At 40.9% G+C, this 15,283-nt stretch carries 11 protein-coding genes; 8 read left to right on the forward strand and 3 right to left on the reverse strand.

The window, feature by feature from the left end:
• Positions 1 to 68: 68 nt before the first annotated feature.
• From EHO65_RS06350 to EHO65_RS06370, 5 genes are read left to right on the forward strand one after another with little or no spacing between them, the layout of a single operon-like run.
• Positions 69 to 1,046: a ketoacyl-ACP synthase III gene (locus EHO65_RS06350; RefSeq protein ID WP_135773292.1), complete on the forward strand. Its 978-nt coding sequence runs from the start codon at positions 69 to 71 to the stop codon at positions 1,044 to 1,046.
• Positions 1,047 to 1,099: 53 nt separating this feature from the next.
• The gene (locus EHO65_RS06355) at positions 1,100 to 6,478 is read left to right on the forward strand and encodes an AAA family ATPase (protein WP_135773293.1); all 5,379 of its coding nucleotides are present in this window, start codon (positions 1,100 to 1,102) and stop codon (positions 6,476 to 6,478) included.
• 32 nt (positions 6,479 to 6,510) lie between these two features.
• Entirely contained in the window at positions 6,511 to 7,062 is a 552-nt protein-coding gene (locus tag EHO65_RS06360) for a SiaB family protein kinase (RefSeq protein ID WP_208744001.1), read from the forward strand.
• A 2-nt stretch (positions 7,063 to 7,064) separates the two neighbouring features.
• Positions 7,065 to 7,439, forward strand: a complete 375-nt coding sequence (locus tag EHO65_RS06365; RefSeq protein WP_135773294.1) for a DUF1987 domain-containing protein — start codon at positions 7,065 to 7,067, stop codon at positions 7,437 to 7,439.
• Between the two features lie 21 nt (positions 7,440 to 7,460).
• Positions 7,461 to 8,933: an adenylate/guanylate cyclase domain-containing protein gene (locus tag EHO65_RS06370; RefSeq protein ID WP_135773295.1), complete on the forward strand. Its 1,473-nt coding sequence runs from the start codon at positions 7,461 to 7,463 to the stop codon at positions 8,931 to 8,933.
• 46 nt (positions 8,934 to 8,979) lie between these two features.
• Here EHO65_RS06370 and EHO65_RS06375 read toward each other — a convergent pair whose 3' ends face one another.
• Together EHO65_RS06375 and EHO65_RS06380 are read right to left on the reverse strand one after the other, a co-directional pair.
• Positions 8,980 to 9,438, reverse strand: a complete 459-nt coding sequence (locus EHO65_RS06375) for a VOC family protein (protein WP_135773296.1) — start codon at positions 9,436 to 9,438, stop codon at positions 8,980 to 8,982.
• 70 nt (positions 9,439 to 9,508) lie between these two features.
• Positions 9,509 to 10,594, reverse strand: coding sequence for an endonuclease/exonuclease/phosphatase family protein (locus EHO65_RS06380; RefSeq protein WP_135773297.1), 1,086 nt, complete (start codon positions 10,592 to 10,594; stop codon positions 9,509 to 9,511).
• A gap of 149 nt (positions 10,595 to 10,743) precedes the next feature.
• Here EHO65_RS06380 and EHO65_RS06385 point away from each other — a divergent pair, with 149 nt between their 5' ends.
• A complete protein-coding gene (locus EHO65_RS06385; protein WP_208744003.1) occupies positions 10,744 to 11,769 on the forward strand; it encodes a hypothetical protein in 1,026 nt (341 codons plus the stop codon).
• 58 nt (positions 11,770 to 11,827) lie between these two features.
• Here EHO65_RS06385 and EHO65_RS06390 read toward each other — a convergent pair whose 3' ends face one another.
• Positions 11,828 to 12,778, reverse strand: coding sequence for an alpha/beta hydrolase (locus tag EHO65_RS06390; RefSeq protein WP_135773298.1), 951 nt, complete (start codon positions 12,776 to 12,778; stop codon positions 11,828 to 11,830).
• 261 nt (positions 12,779 to 13,039) lie between these two features.
• On the opposite strand from EHO65_RS06390, the gene EHO65_RS06395 reads away from it, so the two are divergent.
• Positions 13,040 to 14,425 (forward strand): MFS transporter, encoded by a 1,386-nt coding sequence (locus EHO65_RS06395; RefSeq protein ID WP_135773299.1) that lies wholly within the window; start codon positions 13,040 to 13,042, stop codon positions 14,423 to 14,425.
• Positions 14,426 to 15,130, forward strand: coding sequence for an acireductone synthase (mtnC, locus tag EHO65_RS06400; protein ID WP_135773300.1), 705 nt, complete (start codon positions 14,426 to 14,428; stop codon positions 15,128 to 15,130). It abuts the gene before it with no gap.
• Positions 15,131 to 15,283 lie beyond the last annotated feature (153 nt).

Here is a 15,283-nt window from a genome sequence, read left to right on the forward strand (position 1 = left end):
GATAAAGATGCAGCAAAAGATTGGAATTATGACTGGAAATTTATTATGGACCAAAGGAGTATTGATCCATGGCGAATTCTAAAAACCTAGTTTCTAACGGGGTTCGAATCACCGGGATTGGGCATTATCTCCCGGAAAGGATCGTCACCAACGATGAAATTCGACCTAGATTAAAATATCCTGAAATGCATCCTGCCGAAAAAGCAGTCATTGGCGACATAGGTGTAACTGAAAGAAGAAGGGCGAACGAAAAAGAAACCGCTCAATTCATGGCTGCGGAAACCTCCAAAATGATCCTGAAAGATGCGGGAAAAAAAGCGGAGGATATTGACTTATTCATCTTAGCAAATTGGACAGATCGCCTTTATCTTCCAGATCTTGCTCCTCAAGCTTCTAAACTTGCGGGAACTTCTAACGCGCTTGCATTCGATATTTGTACTGCATGTACCGGATTTGTTCATGGAGTACAAATGGGATCAGCGTTCTTAAGCAGCGGCAAATATAAGAACGCGCTCGTGATCGGTAGCGAAAGATTTTCTGTCAGAACAAGAATGAATGGGTATGGAGAATTTACTGCGGGAGATGCATCAGCTGGAGTTCTATTAGAATATACCGGAAATCAGGAATTCGGCATCATAGATTCTTTTTTGAAAGATGATGGAGATCTTGCAAACATCATAGAACTAGGGCCAGGACCAAATTTTTATATAAAAAGTTATCCGGAGCTTGTGACTAATGCAGCGGATCTTACACTTTCCGCAATGGATGATCTATTAAAAAAGAATAATGTCTCATTAGAAGAGATAGATTGGGTCATTCCTCATCCAGGCACAGATGTTGTAGTGCAAGATGTTCTCAAAAGAACAAAATTCCCTAAAGAAAAAATACTTTTGAATTTCGAGAGGGTGGGAAATACTTCCGCTGCATCCATTCCAATTGCATTATCCGAATATTATTATAAAGGAATCGTCAAAAAAGGCGACTTAATCCTTTCTCCTGCGGTTGGAGCCGGATTTTATTGGGGCGGACTTTTGTATCGCCTCTGATAATTCGATATTTAGAATATTATATAATATAAAAATAAAGGTGAAGTAGAAGGATGATCGTAACAGGGTTCGAACTAAAAGAAAGACTGAATGCCGAATCTGCGTCCGAAGTTTATAAAGCTGTTCGTAAAGAGGATAGCAAGTCCGTTATCATCAAATTCCTTCCGGTTTTGGACGAATTACATCCTTCGGTGGTCAATCTTAGGAACGAATTCGAGATCCTAAATTTACTTTCTTCCGGATATTTTGTTAAACCTATCAAGTTCGAAAAACTCCAAGACGGGTTCGCACTTTTTATGGACTTCGTTCCTGGAGGTTCCTTAAAGGATTTTATCTCCAAAAAGCCCATGACCCTTTCGGACTTTTTCCCTATCTCCATCCAACTCGCAGAAAGACTGAGTGAGATCCATTCCAAAAAGATCATACACAAAGACTTAAAACCTGAAAACATAATATTCAATAAGGACGAAAAACAAGTCCGGATCATAGACTTTGGGATTTCGACTAAATTAAATAAGGAAGAAACTTCCTGGTCCGCACCTAATATTTTAGAAGGTTCCATCCATTATGTTTCTCCGGAACAAACTGGAAGGATGAATCGCTCCGTAGATTATAGAAGTGATTTTTATTCTCTGGGAATCACTTACTATGAGATGCTTCTCGGAAAACTTCCATTCGATGGGGAGGATCTTTTACAATTAGTACATGCTCATTTGGCTAAGATCCCTGCTTCTCCAAAAGAAGCCAGATCTGAGATCCCGACAGTACTTTCAGAAATCATAATGAAACTTCTGGCAAAAAATGCAGAAGACAGATACCAGACTGCAAGGGGACTTCAGGGTGATCTGGAGAAGGCATATGCTCTCTGGAAAGAAAAGACGGACTTTCCTTCTTTCCCACTCGCCCAAACGGATTTTTCTACAGAGTTCAAGATCCCTCAGAAACTTTACGGAAGGGACGAATATATCAAAACACTTTTGGAAGAATTCAAATCCGTTGCTACAAACGGAAGATCCAGAATGGTTTTGATCGGAGGATATTCAGGTGTAGGAAAATCCTCGCTTGTAAAAGAGATCAATAAACCTCTCACAGAATCCAAAGGTTATTTCATTTCAGGAAAGTTCGACCAGTACAATCGAAACCTTCCATTCTCCGCTATCATCCAAGTATTTTCCAGTTTGGTGGAATTGATCTTAACAGAATCTCCGGAAAGAATTGAAGCCTGGAAGAGTAAGATCAAAAAAGCGATCGGCGCTAACGGAAAAGTAGTTACGGATGTGATCCCTGAATTAGAGATCATTATCGGAAAACAAGATCCAGTTCCAGAATTAGGGCCTCAAGAGAACGCGAACCGTTTTTATATAGTATTCCAAAACTTCATTAAGGTTTTTGCAAGTCCGGAACATCCGCTTGCGATCTTCCTAGATGATATGCAATGGGCGGATACAGCTTCCTTAGAACTTCTTAAAAATCTAATGGAAGACGTAACCGTAAATTACCTTTTCATCATATTGGCTTACAGGGACAATGAAGTAGATTCTTCTCACCCTTTCCAAGTGTTGCTGGACACTTTGGAAAAGGAAGGATTGGATCCATACAAGATCGTACTCCAACCCTTAGCCTTAAAAGATGTAAGACAATTACTCTCGGACAGTCTTTATATTTCGGAAGATAAAACCACTGAACTAGCGGAAATCATCCATTCCAAAACAGGCGGGAACCCATTCTTTATCGGAGAACTTCTAAAACAACTCGCCAAAGAAGACTCGGTCTATTTCGATCAAGGTTCCGGAAAACCGGGAGAAGGTATCTGGAAATGGGATATTGCCAAGATCAGGAATACAAAGATTTCGGATAATGTTGTAGAACTTTTAGTAAACAGGATCCGTAAACTTTCTCCTAAGATCCAAGAGACCCTGGAAATGGCTGCATGTATCGGAAATAGTTTCGATCTGGCACTTATAACAAGAATTTTAGAGACAGATTATAAAACAGCGCTCAGTTCTTTGCAGGAAACAATTGCAGAAGAATTAATTGTTCCGATCGGAGAGAATTATCGACTTGCTGAATCTTTTGAGGAAACCGCAGCGAATAAGGATAAAAATTACCAAACTGCAAAAACGGTTACCTTCCGATTCCAACACGATAGGGTCCAACAAGCGGCTTACGAAATTATAGAAGAAGAAAAGAAAAAGAAGATCCGTTTACAATTAGGAAGATTCCTGATAGAAGGTGCGGATACTAAACAGATCGAAGACAATATTTTCGATATTGCAAATCATATGAATATCGGCGCCGGGTTGATTACGGAGCCTGCAGAAAAACTAAAATTAGCACAATTAGATCTGATCGCTGGAAAGAAGGCCAAAAATTCTACTGCGTACAAACCTGCTCTTTCTTATATTGCGAAGGCAAGAGAATTACTTTTCCTTCTGCCTGAAGCTTCCCAGGGAGATGATGCTCTTTGGAATGCTAAGTATGAACTCTGTTATTCTATCTTTAGAGAGTTAGGAGAGACCCAATACCTAACAGGGAACTTCGAGGATTCTCAGAAGACTATAGATACACTTTTAAAATATGCAAGATCTCCGATCGAAAAAGCGGATGCTTGTAACCTTCTAATCATCCAATATTCCGCTCTTGGAAAATTCGACCTTGCTCTTCCTATGATCATCAAGGCTCTCCAACCATTAGGCGTGGATATTCCTGAAAAAGATCATGAAAAAGTAACTGGAGAAGAGATAGAGATCGTAAACAAGGCATTGGAAGAAAAGACAGTAGACTCCCTGTTGGACCTCCCACTGATCCAAAAACAAGAACAGATCATGGCAGTGAATCTACTGATCAGTGCAATTCCTACCGTTTATAATTTTGCATTATCGCTCTTCCCTATTGTTTCCTTAAAGATGGTAAATCTATTCTTGAAGTATGGGAACCTTTCCGATCCGTATGGATATTCTATGTATGCGATCCTTCTTACTTCGGGATTCCAGCAGTATAGAAAGGGTTACGAATTCGCAGAGCTTGCGATCAAAGTAAGTGAGAAGTATAAGAATCCAAGCGGGATCACTAAAGCGGCGAATATCCTTGCGAACTATACAACTCCTTTTGTAAGACATTTAAAATATTCGGAAGAGATCAATCATAGAGGGATTCAGGCCAGCTTAGAGTCCGGGGAATTCCTGCATGGCGGTTACTGCGCAATGAATGATGCAGTCAACGTGGTCCTCCAATCTAAAAATCTAGAATTAGTAAAACCTAAAATAGATGGTCTCTTAAAATTCACTCGCAAAGTAAAAAACAACCTGGCAATCGATACTGTTCTCGCATCCGCATTGGTAGTTTCTAATCTAAGAGGAAAAACTTCTTCTCATTTGGAATTCGCCATCGATGATATGAGTGAAGAGAGTTATATCGAATTATGTAATTCTCACCAAAGTCCTTTCCCTGTTTGCCTTTTCAAGATCATGAAGGCAAGAACACTTCTGAGTTACGGAGAAGTGGAAAGTGCATTAAAAGAATTGGAAGAATCCGAAAGTATGCTTGGATTTATCTCCGGTCAGATCGCCGTTGAAGAACATGCTTATTTATATTCCCTCGCAATGGCTGCGAACTACAAACTTTCTACACAAGAACAAAAAGCTAAGTTCTTAGAAAGGATCAAGAAGAACCAAGAGAAGCTCAAACTTCTTTCCCAAAATGCTCCTGAGAACTTCGAACATAAATTTCTATTGGTAGAAGCGGAACTTGCAAGATTAGAATACAAAAACTGGAAAGCAGCTAAAACTTACGAGCAAGCAGTCCAACTTGCAGGCAAAAACGAATACTATAACGACGAGGCTTTAGCGGCGGAACTTGCATCCAAATTCTGGTTCTCCAAAGGAAGTGCCAAGATCGGATCTCAGTATATTTCAGAAGCTTACCAAAAGTATGGAAGATGGGGAGCTACTAAAAAGCAGGAACTCCTCAAGGCCAAATTCCCGGAATTCATCCGAGAAAAAGGTGGAAGGGATACATTCCGTACTACCCGCACGATCGGGACTTTAAGCACAAGAACTGCTTCTGCTACGGAAGTTTATTCCGGCCAAACCCTGGATTTCCAATCCATTCTGAAAAGTTCCACTGCAATCTCCGGAGAGATCAAACTAGAATCTTTATTAGATACCTTAATGCAAATCTCCATCGAAAACGTGGGTGCTGAAAAAGGGGTCATGATCTTAAGAAGGGACGGAAAACTTTTCGTAGAAGCGGAAGGGAGCACCACCGACGATGAGATCAGAGTTCTCCAAGGGATCCCGATCCAAGAGAGTAAAAATATACCTATCAGTGTTATCTATTATGTGGAGAGGACCAAAGAAGATCTAGTGCTGCGTAACGCATTCGCGGACGAGAAATTCAATAAAGATCCCTACATTAGAGAAAGGAAAACAAAATCCGTTCTATGTTCTCCGATCATCAAGCAGGGAGAGCTGATCGGTATATTATATTTGGAGAATAATCTTTCCGAAGCTGCATTCACTTCGGATAGACTGCAGACTATCTCTATTCTATCTTCTCAGGCAGCGATCTCCATTGATAACGCATTACTTTATGCGAATTTGGAAAGTAAGGTCGCAGAAAGAACTAAAGAATTAGCTCAGGCAAACGACGATCTGGCATTAAAAAACCAGCATATTACTGATAGTATTACATATTCATTGAATATCCAGCAGGCTATTTTACCTTCTTCTGAAGTATTAGGAAGTGCCCTTTCCGATTATTTTGTGGTATTCCGTCCGAAAGATATAGTATCCGGAGATTTTTACTGGTTTTCAAAACAGGAAGATGCAATATATATCGCATCCGTAGATTGTACCGGTCACGGAGTTCCCGGAGCTCTTATGTCCATGATTGGAAATACTTTGCTCAATCAGATCGTGAACGAAATTGGTATTACCGATCCGGGTTCTATTTTAGAACATTTGCATAAAAAAGTAAGACAGGCCCTCAAACAAGACATGGACCAAACGAATTCAAGAGACGGAATGGATCTTTGTCTATTAAAGATTGAAGGAAACAATTTATACTTTGCGGGAGCAAAACGGCCTATTTTTATAGGAAAAGGCGGAGTCTTGACCGAAATTAAAGGTGATAGATTCTCGATCGGCGGAAGGCAAAAAGAAGAAACGCGAAAATTTACAACACACTCCATTCCCTTGGAAAAAGGAATACGTACGAGTGTTTACTTAACCACGGACGGCTTTATGGACCAGCCGAATCCGGACCGACAAAAAATTGGTACCAAAGGGTTGTTAAACTTCTTAAGCGGGATAGAACATCTTTCCGGTGAAGAACAAAGAGAACGTTTAGAATCCTTCCTGTTAGCCCACCAAAATGGAGAGGCTCAGCGGGACGACATAACACTAGTCGGTGTAATACTGGGGGGAAGATAAGGAGATGTTTCTGAAAAAGGAAGATGCTGATAATGGAAAATGAAGTCATAAATCTATTTAAGACTTATCAGGAAACCAGCGAATACAATCTGCTCGTATCCTTTAAGGGCAGACTGTCCCAGGAAGTTCTAACTGAATTAGGATCTATGATCCGGACTTCTTTGAGCACGGAATCCAAAATAAAGAAAATTTTCGCGGTATTTATTGAACTAGCGCAAAATATGCTGCACTACTCCGCCGAGCGGAAAATTAACGAAGAGCAGAAAGAAGCAGGCGTAGGGATCCTCATAGTTAGGGAAAATTCGGTTGGCTACCATGTTGCTTCGGGAAATTTGGTACTAAACGAGAAGATCGAGTTTTTGACCGAAAGGATCCAAAAAATCAACTCCATGAGTAAGGACGAATTAAAGTCCTTCTACCAACAGCAACTTAGATCGGAGAGGCCGGAAGATAGCAAAGGAGCAGGTGTGGGATTAATCGATATTGCCAGGAAGTCAGACGGACCTCTGGTATTTCGTTTCGACAAATTGGATGGCAAACTATCCTTTTTTACAATCTCCGCATTCTTTACGAAGGAAAACTAATCATGGAATCCTTACATATACAACAGACTAAAACTTCACCGGAAATCATCTTAGAATCGGACAAGGGGCTCGCGGAAATTATCGGAGAATCTTATCCGGAAAACGCAATGGCGTTTTACAAACCTGTCTTTGATTGGTTGTCTGCAATCCAAAATGCAAACAAGCAGATCCAGTTCCGTTTTCAAATGGATTATTTTAACACCAGTTCATCCAAAGTGATAATGGATATTTTGGACAATCTCCAGAAATATCATGACAAAGGTGGAAAGGTAGAAGTCGAGTGGCTTTATAAAGAAGACGATGAAGACATGCAGGAAACAGGAGAGGAATTCTCTTCCGATTTGTCCCTGCCTTTCAAAATGAAATCTTATAAATAAGATTTCATTCATGCGGAACAAGTGGAAAAGAACGAAACTTCGAATTCAAAAGAGCAGAATACTTTTTTCGAGCAGGAGTTTAAACTTCTCTCGGACGCTCAGTCTTTTTTAGAAGATTCAAATACCAAAGAGGATCCTAAGCAAAAGTTAAGAACGATTGTAGGATCCTATGAATCCCTCCTCAAACAATCTTCAAAGATAATGAAGATCGGGGATTCCACTCAACATAGACTTCTCAAAACCCAAGAAGCATTAACCGATTCTAATATAATGTTAGAGGCCGCTTATATGGACCTCAAACTTGTTACTGAGATCGGCAAGATCATCACTTCTTCTCTTGAACCTAAAATTATTATACAATCCGTTTATGAGAATACTAAGTCTATCGTTCCAATGGATGTTCTTGCATTCGGGACTTACGACGAAGAAAAAAAAGAGATCAAATATAAGTTTTGCGTAATAGATGGAAGATATGTGCCTGCTCCTTCCGTGGATTCCTTAGAAGAGGATAACCCTTCTTCTTATTGCGTAAATCAACAGAAAGAATTGATCACCTTAGATATCGAAAAAGATTTTCCTCAATATTCGTCCGATATCAGAAAACATTTTGGGGAAAATTCCCAATCCGCACTCTACTTTCCCCTTAAAGTAGAAGAACGTCTGATCGGAATTCTTACAGTTCATAGCTATTCTAAAAATGCGTTCCAGCCAAATCAGCTGAATATCCTCAGGACTTTGGCGAACTATGTGGCGATCGGTGTGGATAACGCGGATGCTTACAGAACTCTTTCCAAAAGAAACAAAGAATTAAAGGATTCCTTGGAAAAGATCGAAGTCCTGAACAAGAGTATAGAAGAAGAAAGACAGAAGTCCGAAAATCTACTCTTGAACATTCTTCCCAGAAGTATTGCGGATCGTTTGAAAGGAGGAGAAGGAGTTATCGCTGATTATTTCCCTTCTTCTACCGTACTATTTGCAGATATAGTCGGTTTTTCCAAACTCACTACTAAGATCCAAACTCCTACAAGACTCGTAGAGATCTTAAACCGAATTTTTACGGAATTCGATGTGATCGCCGACAAATATAAATTAGAAAAAATTAAAACAATTGGCGATTGTTATATGCTGGCGGGCGGTATCCCTGTTCCTACAGAAGACCATGCTCATAAGGCCGCTCAGGCTGCATTGGACATGCTTCATCGCCTAGAAGAATTAAAGCCAGAGTTGGAATTCGAATTTAATGTCCGCATCGGTCTTCATACTGGCGAGGTCGTTGCCGGAGTGATCGGAAAGAACAAATTCGTATATGATCTCTGGGGTGATTCGGTAAATACCGCTTCTCGGATGGAATCTCATGGAGCTACCGGAAGGATCCATGTTTCCGAGTCAGTTTATCTTTCCTTAAAAGATAAATATAATTTCGAAGATAGGAATGTGATCGAGGTAAAAGGAAAAGGCCCGATGCACACTTATTTCCTGCAGGGCATTAAGTAATTCTAATATAAAAAAGGATCTCCGAAGAGATCCTTTTTTTTGATCCTCAACCTAAGGCTTCGATCACTTCTTTAGGAGCTTGTACAAGTTCCACAAGAACTCCCTCTCCGCAGAGTGGAAATTCTTCGTTTCCTTTCGGATGGATAAATGTCACTTCATGTCCACCGGCACCTTTACGGATCCCACCCGGAGTAAAACGAACTCCTTGTGCAGATAACCATTCCACCGCTTTATGAATATCATCTACCCAAAGTCCGATATGATTCAATTTTGGATCATTCACTCTTGGACTCTTGTTCGGATCCACAGGTTCCATGATATCAACTTCTACAGCATAAGGACCTTTGCCCATCTGTAGGATATCCTCATCTACATTCTCTTTTTCACTTCTAAAAGTACCAATGTTTTGCAGTCCGAGAGTATCGACCCAAAACTTCCTAAGTTTATCCTTGCTGTCTCCGCCGACTGCGATCTGCTGCACTCCCAGAATTTTAAACGGTCTCATAATGCCCTATCTTTCGTTTTTTTCCAAATTCTTGCCCTCTTAGAAAAGAGCAAGGATTTGTCCGACCGGATCAATGAGATTCCAGGGAGAAGGTCCCCTCTAAAGGAAGATGGTCGCTGGATTCTAGGGCCTCTCCTTCCTTTAGCACTCTATATTCTTTCATAGTTAAACCTTTAGAATAGAATATATAGTCGATGGTTCGATCCGGTTTTGCGATCTGAGGATCGTTAGGCACATGAGTATAAAACTTTTCCTGATTCGGTCCGTTCAATTCTTCTAAACTTGCAGTTGAATTCCATTTTTTGAATAAGGGAGAGATTTCCTCATCGTCGCTATAGAAAAAAGCTCCATTAGGATGTAATTGTTTTCTGGAAAAACCAGGAGGAAGAAGATTAAAATCTCCGGCCAAAACCCATTCTGATTTTTCAGAATCTAATTTTTCCAATAATTGGCCTATAAATGCAACCTGTCTTTGCATCGTATCCGTTCCCATAGAAAATGCATCCAAATGTGTATTCAAAAGAACCAAAGGTTGTTTGTCTTTTACATCTACGAAAGCTTCGAGGACGGCACGTTTTAACTGCAATTGTTTGGTGATAGGGTCCGCGGGAGGAGTAGGAAGTTGGTGGCGGGAAGCGGAAAGAATTTTATATTTACTGAATATAGTCAGTTTCATCCCGACAGGACCCATGATCTTCGGATGAGGAACAAACCCTGCCTTCCAATAAAATGCTTCCGTTTGGCAAGGATACTTTTCCGAAAGTAGTGGAAGAATCCTTTCCGACTGATTTTCAGAATAAGTTTTTTTAGCACCATCATCCACTTCTTGGAACAGGACAAAATCAGGATCTCTTTCTAAAATAACATTCGCAACTTTTTTAAGAGTAGATTCTATCTCTTCTCTGGATGGCCCGACATCAGGCCCTGTTTCATCAGGAACATCATACCAAAATACTCGGTTCCTTCCTGCGAAGTATTGTACGTTCCAAGATAATACCTTGATTGATCCTGAAGACTCTAGGCTTGGAGCACCTTCTTCACATTTTACTTGCACTGATTCCAAGTCGGATGGATGGAATGTGGAAAAATAAACTAACAGAAGTAATAACGCAAAAACACTTAGCAAAACCAGAAGGATTCTTTTGAATAATTTCAAGGCGGCCTCTTTCTATTTATATCACTCTTGGCCTTCCTTTCTAATGAAATTCCCCACATTCGTCCACAATTTTAGAGTTTTCAGATACAAGAATCAGAACGGAAAGGCTTTCCCTTTTTCAGGGGATAAGAAACATTGGAATCGATCCCATGCAGAATAAATTTCTAATCCTATTCTTTTCTCTTTTTATATGTTTTAGCCTATCTCCCTTGTTTGGGGAGGAACTAGAACTACAGATCGTCCTCAAAAATGGAAGTACAGGCGGACCAGGGTCCGCAGAAGGGATCCGTCTCTTCGCCTTAGAGAGACAGATGATGCCTTTGCCTCTTCCTGACCAGGGTCCAGTGAGAGGAAGTTTCAAACTTCCTAAGATAAATGCTCCTGATGGACTTCCTATTCTGCTTCAGGTGACTTATAACGGAGTAAATTATAATAAGATGATCCCTCCGGTACCTATGATGAGGTCAAGGCCACAAGAGGTCACAGTTTATGATAAAACTACGGATCGTTCCGTAGTAAAAACAAAGTCACTTCTACAAGTAGTAAGAGAAAAAGAAGCATTAGTAATTTCTAAAGTATCTATTCTTACCAATAATACAATTCCGCCTAAAAGTTTCCAAAACCCCAATGATCCTCTGGAAGTTTATATACCTGAAGAAGCTTTAGAAGTAAGCGCTCAGCTGACCCAGAGCACAAACAAGATGGCGATCCCGATCCAATTGACTAAAGGAAAGAACGGTTGGGTAATTGATAGAGCGATACTCCCAGGGACTTCTCAATTATTTGTAAGTTATGTGATCCCTTCTAATAATCTATCCCCTACTCAATTTAAGGATAGATTATTATTCGAGAACCAAGAGGGAGAGAAGGTGATCTTTTCCAAACCTAAGGATATGCAGGTTTCTTTTATCGGGCAGAAGGGCACACGTCCTGTCTCTGTGGACGCCCCTCCGGATGTGAATTCGAATATAGTTAGTTATGCAGGACCTCAGTATGAGATCACTTTTTCAGTAATTGGAGGAGAACCGATCAACGAGACTGCAAACCAGGAAAGAGAGATCAATAACGGAAGCATATTCGTTTCTACCGAAAAAACGATTTATGGCGTGATCGGAATCCTTTCTTTCTTATTCTTCCTTTCATTTACAATCACCTATAGATTGAGGAAAGAATAAAAAAGCCCGACCTTTACGGGCCAGGCTTTTCGTGGAGCGGCTTCATTTCGGGCCAGTGTTACTTCTTCTTTGCTATAGCTTTCTTTTTGGGAGAAGGTTTTGATTTTGCGGCCTTCTTAGCGCTCGGCTTTTTAGCGGAAGACTTTGCCCTTTCCGGAACCAGGGAATCCATAAATTCTTTGATATCTTTTAGGACCTTATCCCTTTCTCCTGCAGGTTCGTTCATAAGTTCATGATAGAAACCCTTATAGGTCTTCATTCTTTTATTCTTATAAACCAAATGATTATAAAATTCTAAACTTCCAGCAGGATCAGCGATCCCGTCAGCCAAACCGTGTAGAATCAGTATAGGAGTCCTCAAGATCCCAGCCTTTCGATTCGCAATCCCTCCCTGTTGGAACAATTCGTAACCCATAGAGAATGAAATTTTGCCGTGAACCAAAGGATCATCAATATAAGCTTGGACCACTTCCGGGTCTCTACTCACCAAATTAGTATCCAATTTTGCCTCGAGAGTGGTAGCAGGTGCGATCTTACGTAGGAAACCCGCCATAGAGATCTGAAATCTTTGGAACGGAGTAGTCGGGATTTTTAATGCAGAAGAACAGGCCACAACTCCGTAGATATAATCCTGATTAATACCTTCCAAAGCGTAGCGAATGACTACCACTCCTCCCATAGAATGACCTAAAAGTAAGATCTTATCCCTATGTTCTTTTTTGCGAACCTCTTGCACGAAATCAGCAAGATCATCTACAAATGCTTCGAAACCGGAAGCGTGACCTCTTTTACCTTCGGATTTTCCATGACCTCTTAGATCCAAACCATAAAAGCTAACATCACTATCCTTAAAATATTGGATGAGGTTGGAATACCTACCACTATGTTCTCCGAATCCATGACAAAAAACAATTACACGATTGGCTCCGGACTTGATCCATGCTTGCCCGTATAATTTGGTATTGTCTCTGGAAGATTGAAAGAAGAACTCTTTATGTTGGTAGGCCATGCTGTTTGGCTCCAGTTAGGTTAGGGAGGAACCCCTCGTAGTCGGACCGAAGCTATAGACAAGTAAACGTTGGGTCAAGTATTTATTCCAAAACGGAAGAAAGAGGATGTTCTAAGACTAAAATCGGACCTTTCTTTCTCTCAAACCTCCTACAGTAAAATCACATTTTCGTTGCCGATTCCTTTTCCCCTCACCAATCTGTCGCTTTACGTGCTTCTTATAGAAGCCGACATCAAACAGAAACATAGTGGAGAGAATTGGATGTCTCAACCGACCTCGGAAAAAAGCCTGCTTCGATATTTCGGATTAGGCGAACTTGCCGCCCATGGAGGAAACGCGATCCTCGCCTTTTGGATGATCATGGGAATGGCCTTCTTTCTATTCGCGGACCAAAACCTGATCGCTCCGAACCTCAGAAATATCGCAGGCTCATTCGGGATCACTGACCAAAAAGAGATCGATTGGAAATTGGGAGGACTGATCCCGATCTGCTTCTTCGTATTAGGAGGATTTGTTTCGGTTTACATGGGTTATCTTACCCAAAGATTTCCAAGAAAACCTTTGGTCATCGGAACGGTATTATTGGGAGAGATCCCTTGCCTTCTTTCCGGATTCGCGAGAAACTATGATGAATTTTTAATCCTCAGAACCCTAACAGGTTTCGGCTTGGGGGGAAGTTTTCCTCTTCTATTCTCTCTAGTAGGAGATTATTTTTCAGACAAGTCCCGATCTACCGCAGCCGGTTACCTCTCTCTTTCTATGGGACTCGGAGTTGGACTCGGACAAATGGTCGGAGGGACTTTAGGTACTGCTGATCCGATCAACGGGTGGAGAGAAAGTTTTATCTATATGGCCGCCCCTTCTTTCCTGTTCATGCTTGTTTACGGATTATTCTGTAAAGAACCTGTTAGAGGTGGAAAGGAAAAGGAACTGGCAAACGTTTCCACGGATATTAATTCGGAATCCGTTCGTTTAACATGGAAAGACATTCGCACAATTTTCGCCACCAAGAGTAATATAGGGATTTTCATGCAAGGGATCCCAGGATGCGTACCTTGGGGAGTATTCTTCGTATTCTTGAACGATTATTATGAATTCCAATATGGAATGCCTAAAGATACCGCTTCGGCCATGGTAATCTTTGCCGCAGTAGGGATCTTTATCGGAACCTTTTTCGGCGGGATTGTCGGCCAGAAAATATACGATAAGAACAAGACATTATTGCCCATCTTTTGTGGGAGCATGATCTTGCTCGGGATACTTCCTACCGTATATTTATTGCATGCAGGGAATGTGGCAGGAAGTTCCGCATTCATTTTTATTAATATACTTACGGGTATTATAATTTCCGTAACAGGACCTAATGTTAGAGCATTGATCATGAACGTCAATCCTCCAAAAAGTAGATCGTCTATGTTTGCACTTTATAATTTGACCGACAATCTTGGAAACGGACTTGGGCCTGCGATGGCTGCATTAATCCTTACAGTATTGCCGGACAGAACACAAGCATTCACGATCGCGATACTTTTCTGGATACCTTGCGGATTGGCATGGCTCTATATCCTGAAAAATTTCAAACACGACGAACAAAAGATGCACGAAGAATTGGCAGCAGAAGCCGGCAGGATCAAAAGGACAGCTTAATTGGAAGAACAAAACACCGAGTTATATTTATTTGATATAGAAGGAACAACCACGCCGATAGAATTCGTGCACAAGGTTTTATTCCCCTACTCGGTCCAAAACTTTAAACCATTCTTCTCTGAAACCTCGGCGGAAACAGGCTTCGCCGAGGAACTCCTACTTGCTTCCAAAAATGAAACCGAATACACGGAAAAGGTTTCCAATTCCCCGGAATCACTTACCGAATTCTGCAAATTCCTAGTATCCAAAGATCGTAAATTAGGGATTTTGAAAGAGATCCAAGGAAGGATCTGGAAGAAGGGATACGAATCAGGAGAACTCAAAAGTACAATCTTCTCAGATGTTCCTCTCTTTTTGGAAAGGATCAGAAAATCAGGAAAACGTGCCGCCGTATATTCTTCAGGAAGTATAGAAGCTCAAGTTTTGATCTATAAATATTGTGAGGCAGGAGACCTTACAGTATATTTCGAAAACTATTTCGATACTGCAGTAGGCGGAAAAAAAGAAGCTTCCAGTTATACTAAGATTGCCGAAAAACTTTCTTTATCTCCAAGTTCTATCGTATTCTTCACGGATATAAAAGAAGAAGCGGACGCCGCTTCTGAAGCAGGAGTCAGACCTATTATAGTCTCTCGTCCGGGAAACCATCCTCAGGCGGAACATAAGTATCAGGTGATCCAGGACTTTAGCAAGATCTTAAGCTAGTATCGCTATTCAAGACTTCTAGACTCTGTGTTCTCCGTGAACTTCGTGCGAAAAAGAACACTAGTAAATTCTCACGCCAAGGCGCTAAGAAAAGAAGGTTCTTGGATACGTTAAGCAAAAAGCCCTTTTTATCTTTGCGGCTTCGCGTGCAAA

The organism is Leptospira andrefontaineae (genome assembly GCF_004770105.1).
In the GTDB taxonomy this organism is placed as follows: domain Bacteria; phylum Spirochaetota; class Leptospiria; order Leptospirales; family Leptospiraceae; genus Leptospira_B; species Leptospira_B andrefontaineae.

Coding starts and splice junctions, on each gene's coding strand:
- EHO65_RS06360 (WP_208744001.1), top strand. CDS start 6,511: ATGGAAAATGAAGTCATAAATCTATTTAAGACTTATCAGGAAACCAGC.
- EHO65_RS06355 (WP_135773293.1), top strand. CDS start 1,100: ATGATCGTAACAGGGTTCGAACTAAAAGAAAGACTGAATGCCGAATCT.
- EHO65_RS06365 (WP_135773294.1), top strand. CDS start 7,065: ATGGAATCCTTACATATACAACAGACTAAAACTTCACCGGAAATCATC.
- EHO65_RS06385 (WP_208744003.1), top strand. CDS start 10,744: ATGCAGAATAAATTTCTAATCCTATTCTTTTCTCTTTTTATATGTTTT.
- EHO65_RS06395 (WP_135773299.1), top strand. CDS start 13,040: ATGTCTCAACCGACCTCGGAAAAAAGCCTGCTTCGATATTTCGGATTA.
- EHO65_RS06390 (WP_135773298.1), bottom strand. CDS start 12,778: ATGGCCTACCAACATAAAGAGTTCTTCTTTCAATCTTCCAGAGACAAT.
- EHO65_RS06350 (WP_135773292.1), top strand. CDS start 69: ATGGCGAATTCTAAAAACCTAGTTTCTAACGGGGTTCGAATCACCGGG.
- EHO65_RS06375 (WP_135773296.1), bottom strand. CDS start 9,438: ATGAGACCGTTTAAAATTCTGGGAGTGCAGCAGATCGCAGTCGGCGGA.